The 25,145-nt window shown below is 37.8% G+C and carries 22 protein-coding genes and 1 pseudogene; 8 read left to right on the top strand and 15 right to left on the bottom strand.

Annotated elements, in window-relative coordinates:
• Positions 1 to 168: 168 nt before the first annotated feature.
• The gene (gene efp, locus EKM65_RS01415) at positions 169 to 735 is read left to right on the top strand and encodes an elongation factor P (RefSeq protein WP_263853602.1); all 567 of its coding nucleotides are present in this window, start codon (positions 169 to 171) and stop codon (positions 733 to 735) included.
• A gap of 106 nt (positions 736 to 841) precedes the next feature.
• Here the strand turns inward: efp and lepB are convergent, their stop codons facing one another.
• Positions 842 to 1,411, bottom strand: a complete 570-nt coding sequence (gene lepB / locus EKM65_RS01410; protein ID WP_125604847.1) for a signal peptidase I — start codon at positions 1,409 to 1,411, stop codon at positions 842 to 844.
• A 235-nt stretch (positions 1,412 to 1,646) separates the two neighbouring features.
• On the opposite strand from lepB, the gene EKM65_RS01405 reads away from it, so the two are divergent.
• Positions 1,647 to 2,627, top strand: a complete 981-nt coding sequence (locus EKM65_RS01405; protein WP_125604754.1) for a ribose-phosphate diphosphokinase — start codon at positions 1,647 to 1,649, stop codon at positions 2,625 to 2,627.
• Positions 2,628 to 2,701: 74 nt separating this feature from the next.
• On the opposite strand, the gene EKM65_RS01400 is transcribed toward EKM65_RS01405, so the two are convergent.
• The 6 genes from EKM65_RS01400 to celB form a co-directional block, all read right to left on the bottom strand.
• Positions 2,702 to 3,559: a GRP family sugar transporter gene (locus EKM65_RS01400; protein WP_125604753.1), complete on the bottom strand. Its 858-nt coding sequence runs from the start codon at positions 3,557 to 3,559 to the stop codon at positions 2,702 to 2,704.
• A gap of 335 nt (positions 3,560 to 3,894) precedes the next feature.
• Complete coding sequence (apf, locus tag EKM65_RS01395) at positions 3,895 to 4,680, bottom strand: aggregation-promoting factor (protein ID WP_125604751.1); 786 nt, start codon at positions 4,678 to 4,680, stop codon at positions 3,895 to 3,897.
• 466 nt (positions 4,681 to 5,146) lie between these two features.
• Positions 5,147 to 5,830 carry a type 1 glutamine amidotransferase gene (locus EKM65_RS01390; RefSeq protein WP_125604749.1) on the bottom strand — a complete coding sequence of 228 codons (684 nt, stop codon included), beginning with the start codon at positions 5,828 to 5,830 and terminating at the stop codon, positions 5,147 to 5,149.
• A 29-nt stretch (positions 5,831 to 5,859) separates the two neighbouring features.
• Entirely contained in the window at positions 5,860 to 6,786 is a 927-nt protein-coding gene (locus EKM65_RS01385; RefSeq protein WP_164506766.1) for an AAA family ATPase, read from the bottom strand.
• A 400-nt stretch (positions 6,787 to 7,186) separates the two neighbouring features.
• Positions 7,187 to 7,903: a GntR family transcriptional regulator gene (locus tag EKM65_RS01380; protein WP_191987308.1), complete on the bottom strand. Its 717-nt coding sequence runs from the start codon at positions 7,901 to 7,903 to the stop codon at positions 7,187 to 7,189.
• Between the two features lie 97 nt (positions 7,904 to 8,000).
• Positions 8,001 to 9,272: a PTS cellobiose transporter subunit IIC gene (gene celB / locus EKM65_RS01375; protein ID WP_125604743.1), complete on the bottom strand. Its 1,272-nt coding sequence runs from the start codon at positions 9,270 to 9,272 to the stop codon at positions 8,001 to 8,003.
• 157 nt (positions 9,273 to 9,429) lie between these two features.
• Between celB and EKM65_RS01370 the strand changes: the two genes are divergently transcribed.
• The 3 genes and pseudogenes from EKM65_RS01370 to EKM65_RS01360 all read left to right on the top strand — a co-directional run.
• Positions 9,430 to 10,803 carry a glycoside hydrolase family 1 protein gene (locus tag EKM65_RS01370; protein WP_125604741.1) on the top strand — a complete coding sequence of 458 codons (1,374 nt, stop codon included), beginning with the start codon at positions 9,430 to 9,432 and terminating at the stop codon, positions 10,801 to 10,803.
• Positions 10,804 to 10,909: 106 nt separating this feature from the next.
• Positions 10,910 to 11,878 (top strand): mannose-6-phosphate isomerase, class I, encoded by a 969-nt coding sequence (gene manA, locus EKM65_RS01365; protein WP_125604739.1) that lies wholly within the window; start codon positions 10,910 to 10,912, stop codon positions 11,876 to 11,878.
• A 156-nt stretch (positions 11,879 to 12,034) separates the two neighbouring features.
• A pseudogene (locus EKM65_RS01360) lies at positions 12,035 to 12,772 on the top strand (DUF7916 family protein); the annotation flags it as partial.
• 173 nt (positions 12,773 to 12,945) lie between these two features.
• Here EKM65_RS01360 and EKM65_RS01355 read toward each other — a convergent pair.
• The 8 genes from EKM65_RS01355 to EKM65_RS01320 form a co-directional block, all read right to left on the bottom strand.
• Positions 12,946 to 13,707, bottom strand: coding sequence for a MerR family transcriptional regulator (locus EKM65_RS01355; RefSeq protein ID WP_125604737.1), 762 nt, complete (start codon positions 13,705 to 13,707; stop codon positions 12,946 to 12,948).
• A 194-nt stretch (positions 13,708 to 13,901) separates the two neighbouring features.
• The gene (gene pgmB, locus EKM65_RS01350; protein ID WP_125604735.1) at positions 13,902 to 14,576 is read right to left on the bottom strand and encodes a beta-phosphoglucomutase; all 675 of its coding nucleotides are present in this window, start codon (positions 14,574 to 14,576) and stop codon (positions 13,902 to 13,904) included.
• 1 nt (position 14,577) lies between these two features.
• Positions 14,578 to 16,920 (bottom strand): glycosyl hydrolase family 65 protein, encoded by a 2,343-nt coding sequence (locus tag EKM65_RS01345; RefSeq protein ID WP_125604733.1) that lies wholly within the window; start codon positions 16,918 to 16,920, stop codon positions 14,578 to 14,580.
• 138 nt (positions 16,921 to 17,058) lie between these two features.
• A complete protein-coding gene (locus EKM65_RS01340; RefSeq protein ID WP_125604731.1) occupies positions 17,059 to 18,573 on the bottom strand; it encodes a PTS transporter subunit EIIC in 1,515 nt (504 codons plus the stop codon).
• Positions 18,574 to 18,598: 25 nt separating this feature from the next.
• Positions 18,599 to 19,084, bottom strand: coding sequence for a PTS sugar transporter subunit IIA (locus EKM65_RS01335; RefSeq protein WP_125604729.1), 486 nt, complete (start codon positions 19,082 to 19,084; stop codon positions 18,599 to 18,601).
• 13 nt (positions 19,085 to 19,097) lie between these two features.
• On the bottom strand, positions 19,098 to 19,802 hold the full coding sequence (gene treR / locus EKM65_RS01330) for a trehalose operon repressor (RefSeq protein ID WP_125604727.1): 705 nt from the start codon (positions 19,800 to 19,802) through the stop codon (positions 19,098 to 19,100).
• Between the two features lie 336 nt (positions 19,803 to 20,138).
• Complete coding sequence (locus EKM65_RS01325) at positions 20,139 to 20,957, bottom strand: Cof-type HAD-IIB family hydrolase (protein ID WP_125604725.1); 819 nt, start codon at positions 20,955 to 20,957, stop codon at positions 20,139 to 20,141.
• 24 nt (positions 20,958 to 20,981) lie between these two features.
• Positions 20,982 to 21,524 carry a CvpA family protein gene (locus tag EKM65_RS01320; RefSeq protein WP_125604723.1) on the bottom strand — a complete coding sequence of 181 codons (543 nt, stop codon included), beginning with the start codon at positions 21,522 to 21,524 and terminating at the stop codon, positions 20,982 to 20,984.
• A gap of 248 nt (positions 21,525 to 21,772) precedes the next feature.
• Between EKM65_RS01320 and EKM65_RS01315 the strand changes: the two genes are divergently transcribed.
• The 3 genes from EKM65_RS01315 to EKM65_RS01305 are packed head-to-tail and all read left to right on the top strand — an operon-like array spanning position 21,773 to position 24,965.
• Positions 21,773 to 22,702, top strand: a complete 930-nt coding sequence (locus EKM65_RS01315) for an ABC transporter ATP-binding protein (protein WP_125604721.1) — start codon at positions 21,773 to 21,775, stop codon at positions 22,700 to 22,702.
• Positions 22,692 to 24,308 carry an ABC transporter permease gene (locus tag EKM65_RS01310; protein ID WP_125604719.1) on the top strand — a complete coding sequence of 539 codons (1,617 nt, stop codon included), beginning with the start codon at positions 22,692 to 22,694 and terminating at the stop codon, positions 24,306 to 24,308. Before EKM65_RS01315 ends, EKM65_RS01310 begins: the two co-directional genes overlap by 11 nt.
• A gap of 9 nt (positions 24,309 to 24,317) precedes the next feature.
• Entirely contained in the window at positions 24,318 to 24,965 is a 648-nt protein-coding gene (locus tag EKM65_RS01305; RefSeq protein ID WP_125604717.1) for a TetR/AcrR family transcriptional regulator, read from the top strand.
• The last annotated feature ends 180 nt before the right edge of the window (positions 24,966 to 25,145 follow it).

The following is a 25,145-nucleotide window of genomic DNA, read 5'->3' as shown; positions in this document are numbered from 1 at the left end:
ATTACCAATTACGGTTATTATGAGTTAATAGGTTCCACTTACATTATATGTTACAATGACAATTGATAGCGTTTAAAAATAATTGAAAATTAGTAAAAGTAAGAACTAATCGGTGATTTGAACGAAAGATTATTTTGTACGCAGATAAATAAGTGATTAAAAGGAGCGATACTTTTGGAAGCAATTGGGTTAAAAGCTGGTATGACGTTTATTAAGGATGGCAAGTTGATCAAGGTTTTGGAGAGTAATCATCATAAACCCGGCAAAGGCAATACCGTTATGCAAATGAAATTATACGATGTTCGGGCAGGTTCTACTGTACAAACAACGATGCGTCCGAGTGAAAAAATCGAATTAGCAATTATCGATTTGAAACAAGCGCAATATCTTTATACGCAGGATGAATTGGCTTATTTCATGGATCTAGAAACTTATGATCAATATGAAATTGCTACGAACAGTATTGAACAGGAATTGAAATTCTTGTTACCAAATACGAATGTTCAAATTCAATTCTATGGTGCAGAAGTAATCGGCGTTATGTTGCCAAGCATGGTTGAATTAACGGTAACTGAAACGCAGCCTTCAATTAAAGGTGGTTCAGTTACCGGTGGTGGTAAACCAGCTACTATGGAAACTGGCTTAATTGTTAGCGTTCCTGACTTTATTCAAGCTGGTGAGAAGTTAGTCATTAATACTTCAAATGGTGAATATAAAGGCCGTGCGGCTAATTAAAAGTAGCAAAAAAATGTGAAACAAAAATGGGATTACGTCCGATAATCAACAATACCAAAAAAGGAGCTGGGTTTTTGCCCGGCTCCTTTTTGTCTAGCTAATTTAATTAATTGGTGAAAATTTGAATTTTATTCAATGGCCAATAACGCAAACGCACAACGCCTTTAATTGCTGATTTCTTAATAAATCCAATGCGGCGACTGTCTTTAGAGATCGGTCGATTATCCCCCATGACGAAATAACTATTCGCAGGAACTTTATTGACGCCTAATTTTGACTTAAGAGAGAAGTCTTCAGTGAAGTTTTGACCAGTAGCGTATTTTGTCAAATAAGATTCGTTAACTTTCTGTCCATTCACGTATAAAGTGTCATTTTTGGCCTCTATAGTGTCACCTGGTAAGCCGATTACCCGTTTGATATACAATGTACCTGGTTCATCTGGTGCGTCTAAGACGACGACAGAACCGCGTTTAATCTTACCGAGCCGATAAGTAATGAGCCGATCACCATCATTGAAAGAAGTTTCCATCGATGGACCAGAGACAACGTCTTTTGCTAAGACAAAATAAAAAATCAATTGCACCCCAGTGAATAAAATGGCGGCGAGAATAATCATCTCAATGAGCCATTTACCGAAACTAGTCTCAGTTTGCTGTTTTGCTTGTTGTTTACCCATCATTCAACCTCGAAATTTAATCTTAATATGTTCAATTGTCTATTTTTGTATAAGAAAAAGCAATTATTAAGAATTATCTTTTCAAAATAGTAATAATTAGCAAAATAAGTTTGATTAATCGAGTAATTCGTTAAGAGAAGAGATTTTTTGTGGTCAGCGCTGGCGCTTTCAACTATAATAAGAGTAACAACAACGATTTAAGTAAATTAAATAGATAAAACTTTTGGAGGAACAAATGGCAACTAGATGTAATAATAGTCATCCAATGAAATTAATCGCGTTAAATGGTAATTTTGATTTGGCAAAATCGGTCGCTGAGCATGTAAATGTGCCGCTCTTAACAACATCAGTTAAACATTTCGCAGACGGTGAAATTCAAATTAATATTGATGAAACTGTTCGTGGTGATGATATCTTCGTTATCCAATCAATTAATGATCCGGTTAACGAGAATTTTATGGAACTGATGATCATGTTAGATGCCTTACGACGTGCAAGTGCGCACACAATTAACGTTGTTCTACCTTACTTTGCCTATTCGCGGGCTGATCGCAAGACACGTTCACGGGAACCAATCACAGCTAAGTTAGTTTCTAACCTGATTGAAATCGGTGGTGCTGATCGCGTGGTGGCGCTTGATTTACATGCTGATCAAATTCAAGGTTTCTTTGATATCCCGGTTGATCACTTACAAGCTTTACCCATTTTAGCGCAGTATTTCTTGGATAAAAAGCTAGGAACTGCTGACGAGATTGTGGTTGTTGCACCTGATCATAGTTCAACGAAACGTGCTCGCGCATTAGCAGAATATTTTAATTGTCCAATTGCTATCGTCGATAAACGTGATAGCAACCCTAGTGTTGATCCACTTGATATTATCGGCGATGTTGACGGTAAGATTTGTATTATTGCTGATGATTTAATCGATACAGCAAGTCGGATGGTCTGGTCTGCTAATTCCTTACATGAAGCCGGTGCTAAAGCAATTTACGGTTGTGCAACTCATGCCATCTTCTCTAAGGGTGCAGCTGAGAAGCTACAAGATTCTGTACTGAAAGAAGTTATTGTGACAGATTCAATTCGAATTCCTGAAGAAAAGCAATTTCCTAAACTTATTCGTTTATCTGTCAGCAGCTTATTAGCTAACGCAATTAAACGAATCTATAACAACGAGTCAATTCACTCGCTCTTCACTTCAGGGAACCAGGAAGACTAAACAAAAACAGTTTTAGATAGTAAATGAGGTGGCACTGAGATGAAAATTTCAGCGCTACCTCTTTTTGTAATGGCTTAGCCAATCGTTGTAATAATCGCGCCGGTCACAATGACGATTAATCCTAGGATGGTTGCAGATAGCTCACGTTTTGTTTTATGCTCTTTTAACAGAATCATACTACCAATTGTTGAAAGGACAACCGAGAGCTGACCAACAACAAAAGCAGTGTTAACACCATTATCTCGAACGGAGAAAATATAAGTAATAGCAGCGATCGAGAAGATTAAGCCAGAAATAACGTTTAACCAACTCTTTTTCTCAGTAACAATTCTAAGACTTTTTGTGCTGAGCAAATAGCTCAAAACGGCTAAGACCATCCCAATGGACTCAGGGAAGAAGATTGCTAGTCCGGAGGCTGACATCGCCTTGGGAAGTGTATTGTAAATCAAATAACCAATCGTTGTCGATATTAAAACGAGGTAAGTTTGGCGCGAGTTTTTCTGGTTGGCATTATTTTTATTTTCAGTATAGGCGGTTAAAAAGACACCCGCAACTAAGAGTGCAATACCAATGAAGCCAAGAATTCTAGCAGCTATCGTTGACCATTCGCCAAAAATAAGTACACCGATTAATGACGTTCCGATTAATTGAAGACCGGTTGAGACGGGCATAGTTTTTGATACACCGATATTTTGATACGCCGTATATTGGCCGATTTGCCCACCAATCCAAAAGGCACCAGCTAGCATGGCGAGTATAAAATTGTGTGCTGAAATATTAAAACCATTAAAGGCTAAGACGAAAAAGCTAGTAATTAATGTTCCGATAGCAGTCCCAAAAATTTGATTCTTTGCATTACCACCAATGTAGGCAATTGCTAGTGGCAGAATACCCCAAGCGAGTGCTGGTACGAAAAGCCAAACGATTGTCATAAAAATCCTCCGATAATTTTAAACTAAATACTAGAATAACGTATTTTATCAGAAAATATTGGTTTAGGCCACTGTGGGTTAAATTTTTAAAAACTTTTTGATGAATTGTTCAGATGGGTTGGTACTGAAATGAATAAGATAGAGCGACTTTAAATAGTGAGTCGTTATAGCGCTTCGAGCACAGTGTGTGATAAGAACAAGCAAGTACATTAATAGTTAGTCATAACGTCGATATGAGAATTGCTATCTAATGATTAAAAAACAACAAAAAAGCATACGAGCTATTTATCTCGTATGCTTCGAAACTAGATTGAAATTTATAAGATGACTATATCTTAGTACCAGCCATGAGCATTCCAGAATGCCAATGCTTTAGTCCATGAACCGTAACGTGAAGTAACGTATTGTTGAGCGACACGTTCTTGATTAGCTGCTGAATAGTCTCCATGTAAGTAACTTGAAGTTAATTGGTACTTGCCAATGTATTGACCATTGCGAGCAGTGTAGCTACCGCCAGATTCGCGTGCAGCGATAACTGCGCGTGCACTTGCTTCAGAGCCAGATACGGATGAAGATGAAGTAGTACTACGAGTAGAAGTAGTTGTTTTAGCAGCAGCGGTTGAGCGTGTTGTAGTGGTACGTGCCGTAGTAGTAGTACGAGCTGAACTTGTAGAAGTTGTTTTAGCAACGGTAGCTGTCTTAGCAGGAACTGCTGTAGTAGCTGATTTAGAGATGTTCAGTACTTGACCAACATAGATCACATGACCAACAATGTTGTTTAAAGTTTCAATGTTAGCAATAGTTGTGCCATATTGTGCAGCTAATCCGCTGACAGTATCGCCAGCTTTAACAGTGACTTGTGAAGCTGAATTAGTTGTACCATTGATAGATAATGATTGACCAACATAGATCATATGGTTAGAGCTAATTTTGTTGTCTTTTTCGATTTTTGAAATAGTTGACTTGTATGTTGATGCCAATGCAGAAACTGTGTCGCCAGCTTTAACAGTAATAGTTGCGGCGTGAGTTTGTGCTGGATTCAAGAATGCAATACTAGCTGCAAGAACTGCTGCGCCTAAACCTAATGCAAAGTTTCTCTTGAGTGTACTAGTGAATTTCATAGATTGAAGAACCTGCCTTTTATTTTTTTAATTGATTGCTGCGCGCTTATCAATTTATCGATGTTTATAGATTAACATACGACTATGCTTATCCGGTTTCAGTTAAGTTACAAAATTAGAGACCGTTGTAAGAAAAGACATGATTCTGTAATGATAGAAATCGAAATCATTACTAAACTGCATAAAATGGCGTATTTTTTTGGAATATTCATTATTAAAGCGCATACAGACTTTTTATTCAACTATTTTCGTAAAATAATTTTATTGTTTCGAGACCTTTTCTTGAAGAAATAACATTATATTTACATTTTTTTAGAAAAAAAGACTTAAAACTTAGCTTTTTTAAAAAATAGCTTGTCATATTACCGGAAATATTTGCTTCAATGTCAAAAAAATAACCTAAATTAGTTTGACCACATATTGAAACCTGCGTTTAAACTAATTTAAGCTATTAACGAGTTGTCATTTAATTATTTTTGATGGTTGGAATGGTAATCCGAGTTTGATGATTGACGATAATCATCTTTTTAACTGCTTCAGCAACATTTTGGTTACGTAATATTGGACCATGAGAATAACTACCAATAGTGTTCTTGTAATGAACACCTTCTTGTTTATCTTCAGGATTGTTACCGTAACCTTCAATTACTTGACCAAGTGGTTGTAAATCAGAGTCTTTATCGAAATAAGTACGGCCACTATGATTCTCGAAAGCTGTCATTTCGCCCCAGGGCGTTTTGATTTTAGTGTTACCAATCATTCGACTATCCGCTTTAAAGATGGTGTGTAGGGGTAGAATGCTTAATCCTTTGATCGTGCCGCCATCACTGGTCATGTAATAATCGCCAAGTAATTGATAACCGCCACAAATAGCTAGCATCGGTTTGCCAGCCTCGATATAATCACGCAAGGTTGCTTGATGACGTTGTAAATCTTTAGCAACAATCGTTTGTTCGAAATCTTGACCACCACCAAAGAAAATAAAGTCATAATCATTACTGTCAAATTCATCACCGAGACTCACATTGTCAACTTGAACTTGATAGCCGTCGGTTTCAAGTAGGTAACGTAGAATCTTAACGTCACCACTGTCGCCGTAAGTATTCATAAGATCTTCATATAGATAAGCAATTTTAACTGGTTCTGACATGATTAACTCCTTAGTTATTGTTCCGTCAATTACGCTAGTCTATTAATACTACTTTGTTTAAAGTTATTCAAAGATATCTGCTTAATCCGTGATGAATTCACTGGAAATTCTTGCATGAAGTCGGTTAAGTTAGCTAAGCCAAAGTTGTAAAGATTGCGACCGTGGATATTCTTGATATAACCAATAAATTCATCGCGTAGGGTTCGACTAGTTGCTAGGTAATGGGTTTCTTTAAAATTAAAAGGAAAAACAGTGTAAGCATTGCGATCTCGGCAAGTGGAAAGATCGCGATTAATGAAGATGACATCTTTTGAATGATGATGTTTACGGGCAAAATCGTGATTATAACTAATATAAAATTCGTGGGGTTTCAAGGAACCACGGAAATCAGCATCTTCACCAATAATGGCAATGCTTCGATAAGTGGAAAGATCAGTTTCTCCTATATATAACGTGTTGGCAAATTGGTTGGGTGTAACTTGGTGGACCCAACGTGGTAAGCGAGGGTGGCTTTTGGCGAACTTGTAAATACGTTTGATCACCTCTGGATCAACCCAGCGAAAATCAATTCGTGTCAAGTTACGTTTTAATAATTCGTTTAGATTAATTTCTTTCGTAAAGTCAATGCAAATCATTTCGTAGTGGTACTTTTCAACATATTCATGATAGGCTTCAAAAGCATCAGGGTAAAGATGAGTTGCATCAACGAAAATTGTTTCGCCCCGTTGCATCTTATTGTCAATTAAACTATAGAGTAGCTTAAAAGTTTGTTCATTATACTTCTGGGGAATAACCTGTCGCATCTTCTCCTGTTTTTCATCGTAAATGTACTTCAGATTTCCGTAAAGTAAACGGAGATTGTCAGTTGAGATTGTGTAAGGTTCCAAATGGTAGTGACGTATAAAAGTTGACTTACCGCAACCGGGAACGCCACGCAACACGTATATTTTCTTCAAAATTAGAACTCCTAAATAAAAGTTGTGCAACCTAGATTAAAAACATGATTTAATCGGTGCAAAAGGTGTCGGCAATTAAATAAACTCATTACTATTTTACACAAATTAGTAGTCAGAATATATAGTAAGTCAGGAAAAGTCGTTAAATGGTTGTTGTTAATCCGCCAAAGGACTGGGTAGCGGTTATCAATTACAACTATTTTTCAGGAGAACAACGTTATTGTGTTTGCCCGTGTGGACATGATCCAAAGTATTTATCCGTGTAAATAAGCGCAATTTAAAAATCAGAACTAAAGATTCAGTAAGTAGTTAGCAATCAAGCAACTGTTCTAAAAAGAACCGTTCAATTAGCACATGGAAGTGTGCATTACTAATTGAACGGTCCTTTTTTATAATTGTTTTAATTTCGCATATCTAGTTCAGTGTAGCCGCGTTTATCATAGCGATTGCGACTGCGTGAATATTCAAAGGGACGACCATTTTTGAGATAGGCAACTTGCTCAACTTCTAGAACAGGATCCGTTGGTTGGCAATCTAAATATTTAATATCAAAGTCGTCTGCACGCGATGCTTGAATATTTCGATAAGCACCCGCAATTTGTAGACCTAAATCAACTTGAATATACCGATAAATTGATTTTTTTAAAATACTGTCAGTTAAATTAGGAATCAAGTCAACCGGCATAATAGTGCGTTCAAGAATAAAGGGTTCGTCATCAACAATTCTTAACCGCGCGATTTGATAAACGGGTTGTTGAGCCGTTAATATTAGTCGCTTTTGCATATCTGAATCTGGAAAGGCAACGGTAAAAGAAATGACTTGGCTAGTAATTTTGCGTTGCTGTTGGCCCATTTGAAATGAGAGGCCGCGGTATTCATTGACAGGTGAGACGTCTTTGTTCCAAAGTGGGTGATTTAAAATTTTAGTTCCAAAACCACGTTGAGAAGAAACGAAGCCTTCCATTGTTAAAATGTTAATCGCTTTGTTAATCGTCATGCGACTAACGCCAAATTCGGTCGCTAAATCAGTTTGATTAGGAAGTAGTGTTCCAGTTTTGTAGATGTTATCTTGAATACGTTGCTTGAGTACTCCAGCGATTGATTCATATTTTGTCATCATTATTTCCTTAATCTAATCTTTATATTTACCTGATTTATTATACCTCTTATTTGACAGTCGATTCTACTTTGATATTTGATAAGGAAGAAACTGGCTATTCTGCACTCATCAACGCTTGTTTATCTAATGACTTCATGAATGGGAACCATAGTAGACCAACAATGACCACATCGACCAATTGTAAAACGCCACCCCAAATTGAATTGGTTGCTAAAATACCGCTGGCAAATACGGGAACGGTCCAAGGAACAGAGACACCAGTTGGAGCAGGTACAAGTCCTATAGCCATTACAGCGTAGTTTAATGAAGTGACAATGAGTGGTGTAATAATCCAAGGAATAAAGATTGAAGCATTCAAAACGATTGGGAGTCCGAAGATAACGGGTTCGTTAACGTTGAAGATTCCCGGTGCCAATGCTAATCGACCAATGTCACGATATTGTTTACTCTTTAGTAAGAAAACCATGATCAATACAACAGCAAGGGTCATACCAGAGCCACCTAAACCAACAGTGAATGTTTCCATAAATGGTTTGGTAATAATATGAGGTAGATGCTTACCAGCCTTATAAGCATCCAAATTATCTAACATCAGTGTATTCCAAATTGGATCCATAACTGAGTTGACGATAATTTGACCATGTAGACCAAAAAACCAAAGTAATTGCACGAAGAAGAGTGCAATTAACGTTGCAGGTAAGCTTGCGCCCAAACCCGTTAATGGTTTTTGAATAACATCATAAATGACATCGTTTAAATTAGTATTGAAGATACCAGTCATAATAGCATTAATAATTAAGAAAACTGATAATGTAATAATTGCAGGAATCATCGCCGCAAATGATTTCGCAACTGCTGGTGGAACGCCATCTGGCATTTTAATCTGCCAACCCTTTTTTGTGATACGGCAATAAATTTCGGCGGCAACGAAGGCAGCCAACATACCAACGAACATTCCCTTAGCGCCAAGACGATCTAAACTTAACACGCCAGAAATTTTGGCACCTTTGTCAGTTGTCGCAGTAAAAGGTGTTAATAGTAAGAAACTAGCAAAAGAAATAGCACCACCGAAAATAGCTTCAACATCGTAAGATTTTGACAAGTAGTAGCCAATACCGAACGTAACGAAAACGGTCATGATACTCATAGTGGCATTTTGCCCGTTACCAAGTAACTGGTTTAATGTTGCCTGAGTATCTTTACTAAAGAAGGGCAAGTTGTTGATGACGACAATAATTGATCCAAACATCGTCAGCGGAAATGAGAGCATAAAAGCATCACGCAACACTGTTAAGTAACGATTGCTACCGAGTTTACTAGCAATCGGCATGATTTTTTCATTTAAAAAATCAATGAATTTATTCAAGAATGTTCAACACCTTTCAGATTTTTGTAACCGGTTAACAAATTAAATAGTAGCATTGCAAATTTCAAAAGTCTATACTTTTATTTATTAAAGACTGATTTTCTTTTTGAAGCCAATCGGTTATAATACAACTAACAATTACTTTCGGAGGTTTCGTATGACAACGAAAACGTTACGTAAAAATTTTTTGTGGGGTAATTCCGTTTCTAGTATGCAAACAGAAGGTGCATACAATGAAGGCGGTAAAGGCCCATCTGTTTATGATTTAATCGAGTCTGGTAAGCATCGTTCAGATTGGAAAGTAGCAACCGACGATTATCATCGTTATCAAGAAGATTTTGATTTGATGAAAGATTTGGGAATGAACTGCTATCGTTTTCAAATTTCTTGGAGTCGGGTTCAACCTGATGGTGAGGGTGAATTTAACGAAGAAGGTATTCAATTCTATAGCGACTTCATTGATGCGTTAATTGCGCGTGGGATTGAACCGATGATTTGTTTGTACCACTTTGATATGCCGCTGAATCTGGCTAGGAAGTATCATGGTTTCATGAGCCGAGAAGTTGTTGCGGACTTTGTTCGTTATGGTCAGGAAATGGTTGACCGTTTTGGAGATCGGGTTAAATACTGGTTGACATTTAATGAACAGAATCTTTACTCAACACCAAGTGCACCGACTTATGCTGGTGCATTGGCTACACCGGCTACTTTGGAAAACATTTTGACAATTACTCACCATGTGATGTTGGCTCATGCGCAAGTAGCGAAATATTTACACGAGCAGACAACTAACGAAATTGGGGGAATGTTAGCCTATACCGAACTCTATTCAGCAACCTCTAAACCTAAAGATAATTTTTATACAGAACAAATTAATCAGTTTTATAATTATAATTTGTTGGATGCTTTTACCGGCAGAGGTTACGTACCAGCATTTACTAATTTAATCGAACAGAAGCAATTTACGATGATTCAACCGGGTGATTTAGCAATTATTCGCGATCAATCAAGTGACTTTTTGCCATTTAGTTATTATCGCTCAACGACGATTAACGCGGATAAAGTTCAAGATGTTGCGGACTTATTAACGAATACAGATGATTATTTCCAAGATAATCCTAATTTGAGAACGACAGAATGGAATTGGCAAATTGATCCCTTAGGTTTTCGTAATATTATCGTTAAAATGTGGAATCGGTATCGAAAGCCAATTTTCCCAATCGAAAATGGGATTGGTGTGATTGAAGAATGGGACGGCAAAGACGAGATTCAAGATGATTATCGAATTGCTTATCACCGTGACCATATTCAAGCGCTGAAAGATGCTGTTGAGATTGATGGTGTTGATGTCGTGGGCTATCTTGGTTGGGGATTGATCGATATTTTGAGCTCGCAAGGCGATATGCGTAAGCGTTATGGCGTTGTATATGTTAATCGAACGAATCATGACTTACGCGATCTGAAGAGAATTCCCAAGAAGAGCTATCATTGGTTGAAAAAAGTAATTAAAAGCAATGGTCAGATATTATAAAATTAATCAGTGATTGCAATCACTAAAAGAGTGAAGTTTCTATGTACAATCGTGAATATTGCGGTTACAATAGCGGTAGCGATTTCTTAGAAGGGGAGTTTATTTAGTGGAACCATTATTTTTAAATCCATATTTTCAAGAAAAAATTTGGGGTGGCCGCAAATTAGCCACTGACTGGGGTTATCAACTACCAGACGGCAAAATCGGTGAATGTTGGGCAATTTCTGCTCATCCTCATGGCCCAAGCACTGTTAAAAATGGCCCATATAAAGGTTTAAATGTTGCAGAACTATGGGAACAACATCGCGACTTGTTTGGCGATGCTAAGGGTGATGTTTTTCCATTATTGACAAAAATTCTGGATGCAGAGGATAGTCTTTCTGTTCAAGTTCATCCTGATGATGCTTATGCTGAAGAGCACGAACATGAATTAGGCAAAACTGAGTGCTGGTACGTTTTAAGTGCTGAACCAGATTCTTATTTAATTTATGGTCATCATGCACAAACTCGTGCAGAATTGAAAGAAATGATTGATAATGGGGATTGGAAAGATTTATTGCGTCACTATCCTGTTAAAAAAGGTGATTTTGTCTACGTGCCAAGTGGAACTATTCATGCTTTGAATAAAGGAATTGTTGTCTTAGAAACACAACAAAGTAGCGATACGACTTATCGCCTTTACGATTACGATCGTGTTGATGCTAAAACCGGCCAGAAACGTGACTTACATTTGCAACAGTCAATTGATGTAACCACAGTTCCTCATGTTGATCCAAAATTAACTATTACTGAAAAAGACTACGGTGCTTCTTACGTTAAGACGTTTGTTAAGGCACCACTATCACCATTCTTTAGTGTTTATGAATGGCGTGTTAAGGGTGAACTTGATTTACAAAGAGAAGCTGCACCATATACGCTGGTTTCAGTTGTTGATGGTAAAGGTTCAATTACTTGCGATGGCAAGACTTTTGATATTGCTAAAGGCGATCATTTCATCTTGCCGTTTCCAATTAAGTCATGGCAGTTAAAAGGTGATCTTCAAATTATTGCCAGTGAGGCTGGCTTAACTGAATAAAAAAGTCAACGAAAAGACTCAGTTCATTTAATGAACTGAGTCTTTTTTAGTCCGATGCAATAAATTAAAAACCGCCAAAATAAAAATGGATAGTTAATATGCACATATTAACGTTTCGATGTTTGTTGATTTTGTAAAGAATATTGTTTTGGCGAAATTTTTGATGTATTTAATCCCTTAATATTGAGTTTGTACGAAGGAGAAACCGATCTCAAAACAGCACGCGTACATCATGATGAGCAAATTATTCGTCATTTACAAAGATTGGTTGGACGGCCCATCGGCGTTAACCTAGAACCGGTTGATCCACTCGCACATATGAATGAAACGCGGACGGTTGTTCCTGAAGGTCGAACGGCTAGTATCAAAACGTTACGAGAAGTTGAGCGGTTGGGATTTAATTTTGTATGTTTGACAGGTAACCCTGGTAGTGGTGTGACCAATGAGCAAATTTCAGAGAACGTTAAATTGGCTAAATCATTATTTTCTGGCCTAGTAATCGCCGGAAAGATGCATGGTTCTGGAGTCAATGAGTCTGTTGTCAGTCTAGAATCTGTTGAATCATTTCTCGATGCAGGCGCAGATGTGATTTTAGTTCCAGCAGTTGGAACGGTACCGGGATTTAGGGATGAACAATTATGTGAAATTGTTGACTTTGCACATAAAAAGCATGCCCTTGTAATGAGTACAATCGGTACAAGTCAGGAAGGATCTGGAGCACACTTTATAGAAAATATTGCTATTCGTAATAAAATATGTGGCGTCGATATTCAACATATGGGTGATGCAGCCTGGGGTATTGAAACGCCATTGGAAAATATTTTTGCACTCAGCAAAGCTTTGCGAGGAATTAGTCATACGATTGAAAGGATGGCTCGTTCAATAAATAGATAAAGTTTAAACTTGATGAAAGTAAGTTAATCAATACCGAATTTTTACAGTTAACCTCCCCAAAATAAATCGAAGTAAGATAAAAGTTGATTTAATAATTCGCATTAAAACGAAAAGAGACTAAATCCAGCATATTGGATTTGGTCTCTTTTTAAGATATGGTGTAAATGAGAATGCTATTTAGCAAATTGTTCAATACTATCATGAAGGATCTGGGTTGCGCCACTTCCAGCGCGTTGATCGTAATAATCAATAAAGCGTTGATCAGCCAGATACATTTCTGCTAAACCACGGTGCGCTGCCGTAGAATATTTTGGCCAAGTGAAGCTCAACCAGCGGCGATGTAATTGATAAATCTCTTGGCCCTGTTCAGCCGTTGTCTTGTGATTGGCTAAGGCAGTTTGTAGTAGCTCAATTAATTGCGTTTCGGTTGTCTGCATCTCGGTGAATTTCTCAGCAGTCAAATTCGCATATTGTTGGTTAGCTTGTTGAATTGTTGTTTCACCATATTTCTGACGAATCTCTTTACCAAACGCAGTCTCATTAGCAGTAATTTTTTGTTGTTTAAAAATTGCAAATTGTTCTTCATCTGTCATTTTGCTTACTCCTTGGTTAATTAGAATCTGTTGTTGCACTGCTTGAATAGTTGAATTTAGCTTATTCTGTTCTTGTCGCAATTTAAGTAATTGTTGTTGCAAGTCAGCTTGACGTTGACTGGGTTTCTTGTATAGCAATTGTTGGATCTGTTCAAGACTAAAGTTTAGCGCGCGATAAGTCATAATTTCACGCAATCGTTGAACTTGCGGCGTTTCATAAAGTCGATAATTTGCAGTACTAGTTTTGGCGGGCTTTAATAAATTAATTTGATCGTAATAACGTAAGGCCCGTGGACTAATGCCAACTAAGTCCGCAAGTTCTTTAATGGTATAGGACATCATGTCACCTCCATAATGACAGCATACACATTGACGCAACGAAAAGGTCAAGCAAAAATCGCATTATTCATTATTATTTTTTGTGGTTTTTTGCCATTAATAAAATCAAACCAATTTAACTGACCATTAATAAAAAGACATTGATGGCTGCAATGGCAGTTGCTCAATGTCTTTTATTTAACGCTTTTTTGAATTAATTACCAGTTTAAATGGGCACGGATTTTAGCCAGGGTAACATCAGCCGTACTTGGGAAGTTAATCTTAGCTTCGTGAAGCAACGCTTTATCGCCGATACCCACTGAAATTTCGCCGGCTGCATTAATACTGGTAATTCCGGCAGCTGAATCTTCAAGACCAACAACTGTTGCTGGATCAAGGTCGAGAATCTTAGCAGCTTCAGCGAAAATATCTGGCGCTGGCTTTCCTTCCTTAACCTTACTTGGGTCAACAACGCCAACGAAGTAGTCAGAAATTTGCAGTTTATCTAAGATAAAAGGTGCATTTTTGGAAGCTGAAGCAATACTCATCTTCAAATTATTGGCTTTCAATTCATCTAGGAATTTGTGCATACCTGGTAAAACATCATCAGGTGTTAATGTACCAATTAATTCCTTGTAATGGTCGTTTTTACGCGTTGCTAGCGCTTCTTTTTGTTCCTCAGTGTAATTGCCTGCAACATCTGCGGAATTCAAAATAAGCATTAAACTGCTCATTCTATCGATACCCTTAATTCCGGATTCTAATTCTGGCGTCCAAGTAATATTTAATTCTTCGGCAATTTGTCGCCAAGCTTGAGAATGGAATTTGGCAGTATCTGCCAAAACGCCATCTAAATCGAATGCAAAACCTTTTACATCATCAAAGTGTGCCATTTTATTTATTCCTCTTTTCCAACTTAATTGTTTCGGGTAAATTTTGGTGTAACGTTACAACCTTACCCTGAACTTTAATTACAATATCTTGATCTGCTTTAATCATAACTTGTTGCTGCGTAAAATTAAAGTTTAAAAGCACGCCTCTAAAGCGTTGGGTAAAGCTTAAATTTTCCCAAGTTTGTGGAAGTAGCGGATCAACAGTGACTTGCTCACCACGTAAATCAACACCTGCGAAGCCATTTTGAATAACAGCCAAGGTTTCACCCATAACGCCGATATGAATTCCTTCAGCAGTAGTGCCACCTTGAATGTCATCATAATCCGACTTAATCGCTGTTTCAAGAAATTCAGACGCACGTTGAGTTTCGCCCAAGGCAACATCAATTCCGGCAAAAACTGGCCGTGAAGTTGTTGAGCCGTGAACTGTTCGGGCCAAATAATAATCACGATTTAAACGCAGCCAGTTTTCTGGTAGGGAATAACCGAGCTGCTTAATTAAATCAGCGGTTACTTGTGCACCAAAGTTATAAATCAACATTAAAAAGTCGGCTTGTTTGTTAGCCTGATAATCGTTTGAATCTTTACCCTCGGCTTTAAGAAGCCGATCGATCCGATGGATATCACCATACTTCTTAGTATAGTCAGCAAAGTTCAGTTCCTTCAAGTCGAAATAACCGGCATATTGTTCAATAACACCTTGTTTACTCAAGTGGAGTGCCAAACTGTGGGCAACATTCTGAGCTTTTTGCAATAATTTTTCATCGAAATTATGGGTGGTTGCGATTTTAGCGAAATCAATTTGATCATTATTTTGTAAAGCTAAGAGCCAATTCAAGGACCAGGTTAACATGATATTAGTGTAGGCATTATCACGAATACCGGCTTCGGTGGCATCAGGATAAGATTCATGGAATTCATCAGGTCCCATTACACCGGACAAATGATATTTTTCACTACTGTGGTTAACTTTATTAAGCCAGAATTTAGATGTTTCTAGGAGGACTGCTAAGCCGCCATTATTCATGAGACGATAATCATTCGTTAAGTGAGTATAAATCCAAAGATCATAAACGACGGCTAAGGAAACATGACGTTGCAGTCGAGAATTATCAGGAATCCAAGAATTATCAACAGGATTTAAGTGAATAATCTGAGCCTGCTCATCGCCATACATCGCTGATTGCCAAGGATACATTGCACCAGCTTCGTTTTCAGAAGCAGCATTTTTCTTAGCGGCTTCAAGCCGTTTAAGTCGATACTGCAAAATATCGTAAGCTGTTTCTGGTTCGTTGGCTGCGTAGTATGGGACAACAAACAATTCATCCCAGAAAATATGACCGCGGTAACCTTCACCGGTTAATGCACGTGAACCAACAGAAGCGTCTAGGTCTTGGTTAGCATTATGTTGCGCGGCTTGATGGAGGTGGAAAATGTTCAAACGAATTAACATTTGTAAATCTTTAGTTGGGCTTGTTAACTTAACGTCGTTGGCTGCCCAAACTTCATGCCAATAATTCTGAGAGGCATGAAGAATTTTATCATAAGTTGCGCTGTTTAAAGCTTGCATAACTGTTGCAATGGGATTCTTATCTTCATAACTGGTGGCGACGGCCATAACGCGTTCAAAAGTTATCGGTTCACCAATTTTAAGCTTGGTTGTAATATGCTCAATAACTTTTTGGTCGAAGTAATCAGTTTTGGTTGATGCAACGGTTGATTTAAAAGTACCACCGATAATCATATCGATTTTCGATGCTAATGTTTGTGCATGAAGATAATGATTCTGAGTCGCGCTGACCTTAAACTCTTGAGAATTGAAATCGCGATAACGTTTAACGTTTTGATTAGTAACCGTACCATCAATAATGGCTGAGGCTTTAATATCAGTGTCGAAATCGGCGACAACTTCTATTTGTTCAGCGAATTGATGATAGCAAATGGGATCCACTGTTTTGGTAACCGTTACTTGAATATTACCTTGAACTAATTGGAAGACATAACGTTCAACTAAAGTACCATCTTTCATATTCAAGGTTGATTCGCGGATAATTGGATTGAAGTCGAGTTTGTTACCGGCAACTTCTAATTCAAATAATTGAGGATTAGGAAGGTTAACCATATCCTCATTAATAACATCTTTACCAGCTACGGGTGTTGATGTTTGATTGAAGACACCAGCGACATATAGACCAGGATAGTGATCCTCACTGTAGGTCGTCATAATCGGTGCGCCGCGCCAACCGAGATAGCCGTTGCTCAGTGTTAGTAATGACTCCTGACCGTATGATTCGGCTGCTGAAGGGTGGATATTTTTATAATCAATTTGCCAATCGCTAGCCATTATTTTCCTCCTATTGATTGTTTGCTTGTAAATTAAACGCAATTCAAGCATAAGTAGGAAAATCTGAATGATTGATAGTACATCATTCAGATTTTCTAAATTATACGTAAGAAGAGCTTGAGTTGATAAATCTAATCATTAGCCATTAACGGCATCTTTGAAAACATTCTTCTTTTCTGCTGCTTTAGCTTTGTCAACGTCAGCATCTGAAAAGCCCCAAAGGTAAACACAGGCGAAGGAAACAATCAAAGTAATCGCACTGGCAATGACAAAGGCCCAAATATTATTAGGGTTAGTCTTGGAGAAGAATGATGGGAAACCGATTAATGAACCGGTGAAACCAAACATGTCAATCTTCATTAGACCAGCGACTAAACCACCAATAGCACCACCGATGTTGGCCATCCAGAAGACGCGACCATATTTCAAGTTAATACCATACATTGCTGGTTCAGTAACACCAGCGAAACCTGAAAGAGCACCAGCTAATGCTAAGCCTTTAATATTGGCACGTTTTGATTTAGCCCAAACAGCTAATGCGCCGGCACCTTGAGCAATCATTGTAAAGTTAACCAAAGCGTTTAATACTGAGTGACCGGTTGAAGCAATATCGTTGGAGATTAGCGGAACAACCATCCAGTGTAAACCGAAGATAACTAAACATTGATAGAAGCCACCAATAATAAATCCGGCAACCGCTTCGTTAGTTGTGACTAAGAAGTTAATTACGGCGGCTAATCCTGCAGAAACTAGGGAAATAAGTGGCCCGAAGACGACTAAGACAGCTGCAGAAACGATGAAGACAGTAAATAGTGGTTGAAAAATAGAACGTAAACTTAATGGCAATACTTTCTTGAACCAATTACCAACAGGACGTGCTAGCCAGGCTGCAAAAATAATTGGGAAGATTGAATAAGTGTATTGAGGAATGTGAACGGGAATACCGAAGAAATTAGCATTAATTGGTAAACCTAATAGTGTTTGCATACCCTTTGTTGAAGCGGATTGTAAAGTAACAATACTTGGGTGAATTAAAACACCGGCAATTGCCGCAACGATGATTGGATCCGACTTCAATTGTTTAGCGGCCGTATAACCAACTAAAATTGGTAAGAAGTAGAACGCTGAATCGCCCATCGCATTGATGATAATGTAAGTCGTTGATTTAGCGTCAATCCAATTCAAATTAAATGTAAATAATGTCAAGAAACCTTTTAAGATACCAGAAGCTGCTAACAAACCGATAATTGGAATCATTGAACCAGTAATTGTTCCGATTAATAATTGGAACCCACGAGTAATCCAACCCCATAAGTTTTTAGGCTTCTCGGGTTCGGCAGCGGCCTCTGTTGCGGCAACGGCTTCAGCAGTTGCTTTTTGATCAACAACACCAGCACCTAGCTGTTGCACAACCGCATCATAAACGTCAGGAACAGCTGGTCCAATCACGACCTGATATTGACCTAAGCCGGCGTTATATAACGCACCAGCCACACCATCTAATTCCTGAATTTTATCTGTTTGTGCTTTAGTTTCGTCTTTTAGGTAGAAACGTAAACGTGAAATACAATGGATAACTTTATCAACATTATCCTTACCGCCAACATATTTAATAATCTGTGTTGCCAGTTGTGTGTAATCTTTTTGTGCCATAATATTTATCCTCCAGTTTTAAAGACTATTTTGCTACGGCCTTACCCAATACTGTGCCAGATTGGCAAGGGCCATAGTTAATATCTATGCTTGCCAAAGCATCTTTAGTATTGGTAATTAGAACTAAAACCACGTTATCCAATTTAGCGGTTTTAATTTGTTCCCAATCAACTGTGACCAATGGATCGCCGCCCTTGACAACTTTACCGGGCTTAACTTTAAGTTCAAATGGTGCACCCTTAAGTGAGACAGTATCAATTCCTAAATGAATTAATACCTCTAATCCGTCGTAACGTTTAATACCAACGGCATGACCTTGCGCTAATGTAATTTCACCAGCAACTGGTGCAACGATTGTTGCCTCAGAAGTATCTGGTTTTACACCAAAACCGTCACCTATCATCTTTTGTGCAAAGACGGGATCAGAGACAGTTTCAAGATTAACAACCTCACCTGTAGTAGGTGCATAAAGTTGGTTATCTTCGGCAGGTTTTTTTCCAAAACCAAACATATCATCATTCCTTTCATTCGTGGCGACGGGCAAATTCAACGCTACTGAATTTATCTGCCCGATGACGCGATTCTGTATAAGATATAATACGGTTGTCCGAAAGACGAGTTTCACTGCGTACAACGACAATTGGGACATGACGATCGATCTCTAAGTAATGTAAATCGTCGTAGTCTGCGGGTTCAACGGTAATGTGCTTGATGGCATAATTAATCTTGAGTCCCAAGTCATGCTCAAAATAATAGAATAATGAATTTAGGGCTGCTTGCTTAGGAACATTGGCTACGACTGCTTCGTTAATATAATCATAGTCAATTACCATTGGAATATCGTTAACGATCCGTTTACGAACGACTAATTGCGTCGTCATACTAGGAGCACCGAATAACAAGTTCTGAGGTACGTCAACATGTTCTTGCATTGAGATAACTTTGTTTTCTGAATGAAGATGACTAGTCGTAACGAGTTCCTTGTAGCTTTCTATTCTAGAAAAGGGGAACATAATGCGATCAGAATTTAGAATGATGCTACCTTTGCCACGAATCGTTTGAATATAACCTTCATCGAAGAGCAACTTAATTGCACGCCGAACTGTTTCTCTGGACACGTCATATTTCATGACTAATTTGGTATCGCTAGGTAAGAGATCTCCTTCCTTAAACTTCTTGGTTTGAATGTTCGTTAATAAATCATGATAGATTTGCAAATACTTTTTCATACGATGCTCCCTAAAAGTTATACTAGCACATTATGGTAAGGCTTACATGGATAAGGCTCTTGTTCTTGACGAAAAACATAGACAAGTTGACAGGAAATGCGCTAATACTAAGAAACTAAACTAGACAAGTTTTTTAATTTATTAGACGAAAAAAGCGTAGGATAAAAGTCGAGTTGCTAACGAACATTAAGAGAATCAGCGTCTAAATTTATTTTTGTGGATTTAGACCCGAGTTCTCTTAAGTAGCTTCAACAGACTTTTTGTCTTACGCTTTTCTTGTTGTAAATTAGTACTGGGATCGATAACTAATTTGAATTCTATGATGTGACGTGAAATTTATCCAAAAAAGTGCTGATAAATTTCTGTAATCGGCTTCTCGTTATTAGTGGCACTAAGAATTAGGTTCGCAGTAGCTTTAACTTCCGCAATGCCATTTTGGACACTAATGCCCATTCCGGCAGCCTTAAGCATACTTAAGTCGTTACTATTATCACCAATTGCGATGATTTCTTCTGGTTTGATTTGTAATTGATTGGCTAACTCTAACGTAGCACGCCCTTTATTAACTTCGGCAGGATTGAATTCAACGTAGCGATTTGATGAGTAAGCAACAGTTAATGGCTTGGCTATTTCTGATAAGGCCTGAGCTTTAAAGTCGGCCAATTGTTGGTGATCGGTGTTTTCCATAATAATTTTAACAATCGGCGTATTTTTAAAGACCGCTAAATCAGGTTCATTAAAATCGTGATATTGCACGCGCCGTGTCTGTAGATAGGCCAGTTCACTTGCGGAAGGATTATAAATATAAACGTCATTTAATGTGTAAACGTGAATTCCTAAATTGGAGCGTTGATGTGCCAATACGTAAAGACAATTTGCAATTGACCAGTCCAAGAAATGGCTAACTAAAATTTGATTTTGATAATTATTAACGATGACACCACCGTTATATGAAATCACATATTGACCATCTTGATCGACAGTACCGATCTTCTTTAACAGATTACGAATTGACGCAAAACCGCGGCCGCTATTGGGAACAAATTTAACGCCTTTAGCTGTTAAATCTTTAATGCATTGTAAATCCTGTTCAGCAACAGTGCCATCGTCGCGTAATAATGTTTCATCTAAATCACTTACAATTAATTTGTACATTGAATTTACCCCAGTTGAATTTACTTAGTATAACGATAATGTGCTAAAAGCGAAAGTTTGAGTTTGCGTATTGAAAAGCCAATCAATTACCTTTTGACCAACGATTGGTGTCCTCTCAATCATAAATTGAGCCACGACTGAATTGTTGTATTGCTCAACGAACCAAGATGGTTGGATAACATTAAGAATAGCAATTGTCAGGAAAATAACCAAGTAAGCCACGACAATTGCAATTAAAGCGCCACCCAAGCCATTAGCCTGCTTGATGACAGGTAACCAGGTAATTGCTTGTGATAGCCGGGCAATCCAGCTAATCACGATTCGTCCAGCAAGCACAATAATGGCAAAAGCAATTGTTTGCGCGACAAAATGAGCGAAGGGGTCAGTGGGATCGCCTTGCTTAGAAATTGTCAGTAGCCAATCACCTAAATTTGAATCATAGTAAAGACCAAGTAAGAAGACGAAAAACGTTCCGACGGTAAAGAGAATTTCTTTAACCAAACCGCGGCGGTAACCGCGAATAAATGCCCATAAAAGTAAAAGTGCAATAACTATTGAAAGTATCATAAAATTTCACTGTCCTTATTTGATAATATTAGTTTAGCAATAACAATGTGGTTTGTAATCAAGCTAGAGACTTATTTTTTGCAATTATTTAATTTAATTCAAATCGAATTTAACAGATTATTTTTAAAAGTGACTGAAAAGTCATTGACCGATTAGTCACTTAGGACTATAATCCATTTGTTCTAGAATTTATTGCAGCATTAACGTTGATATGATTGAATTTTACTAAATTAAGGAGCGAGTTAAAAATGGCCGCTAAAATTGTTTTAGATGTGCAGCATGTACAAAAGAAGTTTGGCAAGTTTCAAGCATTAACAGATATTACATTTCAAGTTCATCAAGGTGAAGTCGTCGGTTTCATCGGACCTAACGGGGCAGGTAAATCAACAACAATTCGAACAATATTGGGAATGTTAAAAGCGGATGGCGGCACAGTTAAAGTTTTCGGCGAAGATGCATGGTCAAAATCAGTGACGATTCATCAACGGTTAACATATGTACCGGGTGATGTCTATTTATGGCCTAATTTTACTGGTGGGCAAACAATTGATTTACTGTTAAAAATGAGCGGGCAAAAGCACAATGCTAAAACTGATGAATTAATTAAAGAGTTTGAGTTAGATCCGACTAAGAAGAATCAAACTTACTCCAAAGGTAATCGTCAAAAGATTGCCTTGATTGCAGCATTGTCTTGTGATGTCGATTTTTATATTTTTGATGAACCAACTTCTGGCCTTGATCCACTAAACGAAGTGATTTTTCAAAAGGAAATTGAACGTTTAAAGCAGGAAGGTAAAGCAATTCTATTATCTAGTCATATTTTGTCTGAGGTAGAGAAAATGGGCGATACTATTGTTATTATTCGTCAAGGTAACATTGTTGAAGCAGGTTCGTTGGCAGAAATGCGTCACTTAACACGAACCAACATTACTGTAACTGCTGCACAAAGTTTGGCAGCAATCAAAACTTTGAAGGGTGTTCATCAATTTAAATTTACTGATGATTCTGAAAAGATTGCGGAGTTTTCCGTTGATTCAGATGCACTGCAAGCCGTAATGCAGGCATTAACTAACGAAACAATTCTTAATATTCAAGTAGCTCAACCTACGTTGGAAGATTTATTTATGCGTTATTACGGCGCTACAAATGCAGAAGAGGTGAGTGGTCGTGCTGAGTAATCTATTTGCACAATCTGGTCGTCTTTTAAAGATTAATTTAAAGCGTGATCGTTGGCGCTTGCTAGTTTGGTTTTTAGTTCTGGCTGGGTTAATGGTCGGTTATGCGAGCAAAATTGGTGTTATTTATACGAGTCAAAAATCAGTTGACGCATTAGTTGTGACGTTGCGCTCACCGGCAATGATTGCAGTGCTAGGTTATATTCCTAAGTCAATATCAATAACGGAAGCAACGTTGTTTTCTGGTGAAATGTTAGTCTTTATGGGTTTATTCTATGGTTTAGCCAGTTTATTGTTGGCAATTAATGTAACTCGTGGCGATGAAGATCAAGGATTAACTGAGTTAGTACGTGCTAAGTCAGTTGGTCGTCAGGCTTTGTTATTAGCTGCCTTTCTAGAATCAATCGTCTTTAATCTGTTCTTATTTTTAATTGTCGGTGGTGGCTTACAACTGGCCAATATGTCCGGTGCTAACACGAGTGGAAATTGGTTGTCGGCTGCTTTATTAGCTGGTGTGGGATTGTTATTCGGCGCAATTGGTATTTTAACAGCACAAGCTGCCAGTGAAGCACGTACAGCAACCACTGCGGCTATTACAGTTCTGGGCGCTGCCTATATTGTACGGATGTTAATTGATGTTAAGCAACCGAAATATAATTGGTGGTCACCATTAGGTTGGATTGAACAAGGCGGTGCTTATTATCGGAATAATTGGTTGCCAGCCGTGTATTTGTTATTAGCTACTTTCGTAATATTGCTGGTTGCGATGGCTATTAGTAGTCACCGTGATATCGGCGCAGGATTAATTGCTGTCCGCAATGGTAAAGCGAAGAGTTGGTTTTTACGTGGACCACTAACGGCTTTAATTAAAGTTGACGCTAAATCATTTTGGTCTTGGTTGTTCGGTGCAATTATTTTAGGCTTAATGTATGGTTCAATTTTTGATAGTATTACAGATGTGATTAAGTCAAATAAATTCATGGCAACGATGTTCTCAACGGCGATGAAACAAAAAGCCAGTGATGCGTTGCTACTACAATTTATGGCGACATTGGCAATTATTTTTGTGATTGTAGCGACGTTACGCGGTATCTTTCTAGTTAATCAGATTGATGGTGATGCCAAAAAAGGTTATTTGGAACAATTATTAGCTAAACCGATTAGTCGAATCCGAATTTTTGTAACTTATATTGGTTATGCAGTCGTTAATAGCTTATTGGTTTTTGCCGCTGGATTAGCTGGATTATATGCTGGGAATTTAGCCGTAATGAAACACCCACTAGCGCTTAAATACTTTATTCGCTTGTTTAATGGTTATAGCGTTGCTATTCTTTTGATGATTGCAATTGCAGCAATTCTAATAGCATTCATTCCGCGACTAAAGAATTTGACACTCTTGTATACTGGCTTTGGGTTTATTATGATGTATTTCCATAGTATCTTTAAATTGAAAGTTTGGATGGTAAAACTAGTACCGTACGGTTGGATGCGCAATTTGCCAATTAAAGCAATTAATTGGGCGAATTTTACAGGGCTATTAGTCGTTGCCTTAGTATTGTTGATAATTGCAGTGATTGGTTTCCAAAGACGCGATCAAATTACAAAATAGGATGAGTTTATGAGTACAACAAGTCGTTTAGCAAGAGATCCTGAAAAAGAAGCACGAATTTTAATGGCAGCACTGACTGAATTTTCTGAGCATGGTTATCGTAAAACTCATGTAGAGGAAATTGCCGACCAAGCTGAAGTTTCGAAAGGGCTCGTCTTTAAGTATTATCAAAGTAAAGAAAATCTATATTTAACGACATTAAAATCTGCAACGCAAAAATTTATGGCGATTGCCGATTATAACATTTGGCAGGATTCCGAGGATTTGGTGGCGATGGTGGTTAATGCTACTCGCTACAAAATTAGCTTGCAATTGAAATTTCCGCGCGAATTCAAGTTGCTACTAAATGCCTTTGTACAAGGGAGCCAGTTACCTAAAGCGATTGGTGATTACGTTAATACTACTTTTATCAGCAACACGGATTTGCAGAAGAAAATGTTAACACCTGTACTGCAGCGGTCGAAGTTAAAACCTGGGGTTAGCATTGATGATGTTTATGAAATGATTCGTTGGATTGAAAATGGTTATTACGGACGAATTCAGGAATATTTAGGAACCCATCCTGAAATTACTAGTATTGAAGATATGAATGAGATAATCGAACAATTGACTAAATATTTCGAAATTTTTGAACATGGTTTTATGGCGTCGAACTAAAAAAGAATTGAACATTAATTTAATCTGATCAGTAAAAAACGGGGCGTTAAATCTAAATTTTAGGTTTAGCACTCTATTTTTATAAATAAAATTGCTAGATTTTTGTCACATGTTAATTTGTATACCTTAACTGAAATTGACGATGCAGTGATTTATCCTTAGTTGCTTCTTGAGGTACTT

Origin of the sequence: Lapidilactobacillus bayanensis, from assembly GCF_003946695.1 — a bacterium.
Taxonomy (GTDB): domain Bacteria; phylum Bacillota; class Bacilli; order Lactobacillales; family Lactobacillaceae; genus Lapidilactobacillus; species Lapidilactobacillus bayanensis.
The sequence above is the reverse complement of the archived record's forward strand: the minus strand, read 5'-3'. Positions and strand labels throughout refer to the sequence as shown.

Bases quoted from the DNA above. Each gene is read 5' to 3' on its own strand.
- pgmB (WP_125604735.1), bottom strand. From the start codon at position 14,576: ATGGCACACTTTGATGATGTAAAAGGTTTTGCATTCGATTTAGATGGC.
- EKM65_RS01345 (WP_125604733.1), bottom strand. From the start codon at position 16,920: ATGGCTAGCGATTGGCAAATTGATTATAAAAATATCCACCCTTCAGCA.
- EKM65_RS01380 (WP_191987308.1), bottom strand. From the start codon at position 7,903: ATGACAAAATATGAATCAATCGCTGGAGTACTCAAGCAACGTATTCAA.
- EKM65_RS01400 (WP_125604753.1), bottom strand. From the start codon at position 3,559: ATGACAATCGTTTGGCTTTTCGTACCAGCACTCGCTTGGGGTATTCTG.
- EKM65_RS01340 (WP_125604731.1), bottom strand. From the start codon at position 18,573: ATGGCACAAAAAGATTACACACAACTGGCAACACAGATTATTAAATAT.
- EKM65_RS01370 (WP_125604741.1), top strand. From the start codon at position 9,430: ATGACAACGAAAACGTTACGTAAAAATTTTTTGTGGGGTAATTCCGTT.
- EKM65_RS01325 (WP_125604725.1), bottom strand. From the start codon at position 20,957: ATGTACAAATTAATTGTAAGTGATTTAGATGAAACATTATTACGCGAC.
- apf (WP_125604751.1), bottom strand. From the start codon at position 4,680: ATGAAATTCACTAGTACACTCAAGAGAAACTTTGCATTAGGTTTAGGC.
- EKM65_RS01390 (WP_125604749.1), bottom strand. From the start codon at position 5,830: ATGTCAGAACCAGTTAAAATTGCTTATCTATATGAAGATCTTATGAAT.
- EKM65_RS01335 (WP_125604729.1), bottom strand. From the start codon at position 19,084: ATGTTTGGTTTTGGAAAAAAACCTGCCGAAGATAACCAACTTTATGCA.
- EKM65_RS01405 (WP_125604754.1), top strand. From the start codon at position 1,647: ATGGCAACTAGATGTAATAATAGTCATCCAATGAAATTAATCGCGTTA.
- EKM65_RS01305 (WP_125604717.1), top strand. From the start codon at position 24,318: ATGAGTACAACAAGTCGTTTAGCAAGAGATCCTGAAAAAGAAGCACGA.
- EKM65_RS01315 (WP_125604721.1), top strand. From the start codon at position 21,773: ATGGCCGCTAAAATTGTTTTAGATGTGCAGCATGTACAAAAGAAGTTT.
- lepB (WP_125604847.1), bottom strand. From the start codon at position 1,411: ATGGGTAAACAACAAGCAAAACAGCAAACTGAGACTAGTTTCGGTAAA.
- EKM65_RS01355 (WP_125604737.1), bottom strand. From the start codon at position 13,707: ATGATGTCCTATACCATTAAAGAACTTGCGGACTTAGTTGGCATTAGT.
- treR (WP_125604727.1), bottom strand. From the start codon at position 19,802: ATGAAAAAGTATTTGCAAATCTATCATGATTTATTAACGAACATTCAA.
- EKM65_RS01320 (WP_125604723.1), bottom strand. From the start codon at position 21,524: ATGATACTTTCAATAGTTATTGCACTTTTACTTTTATGGGCATTTATT.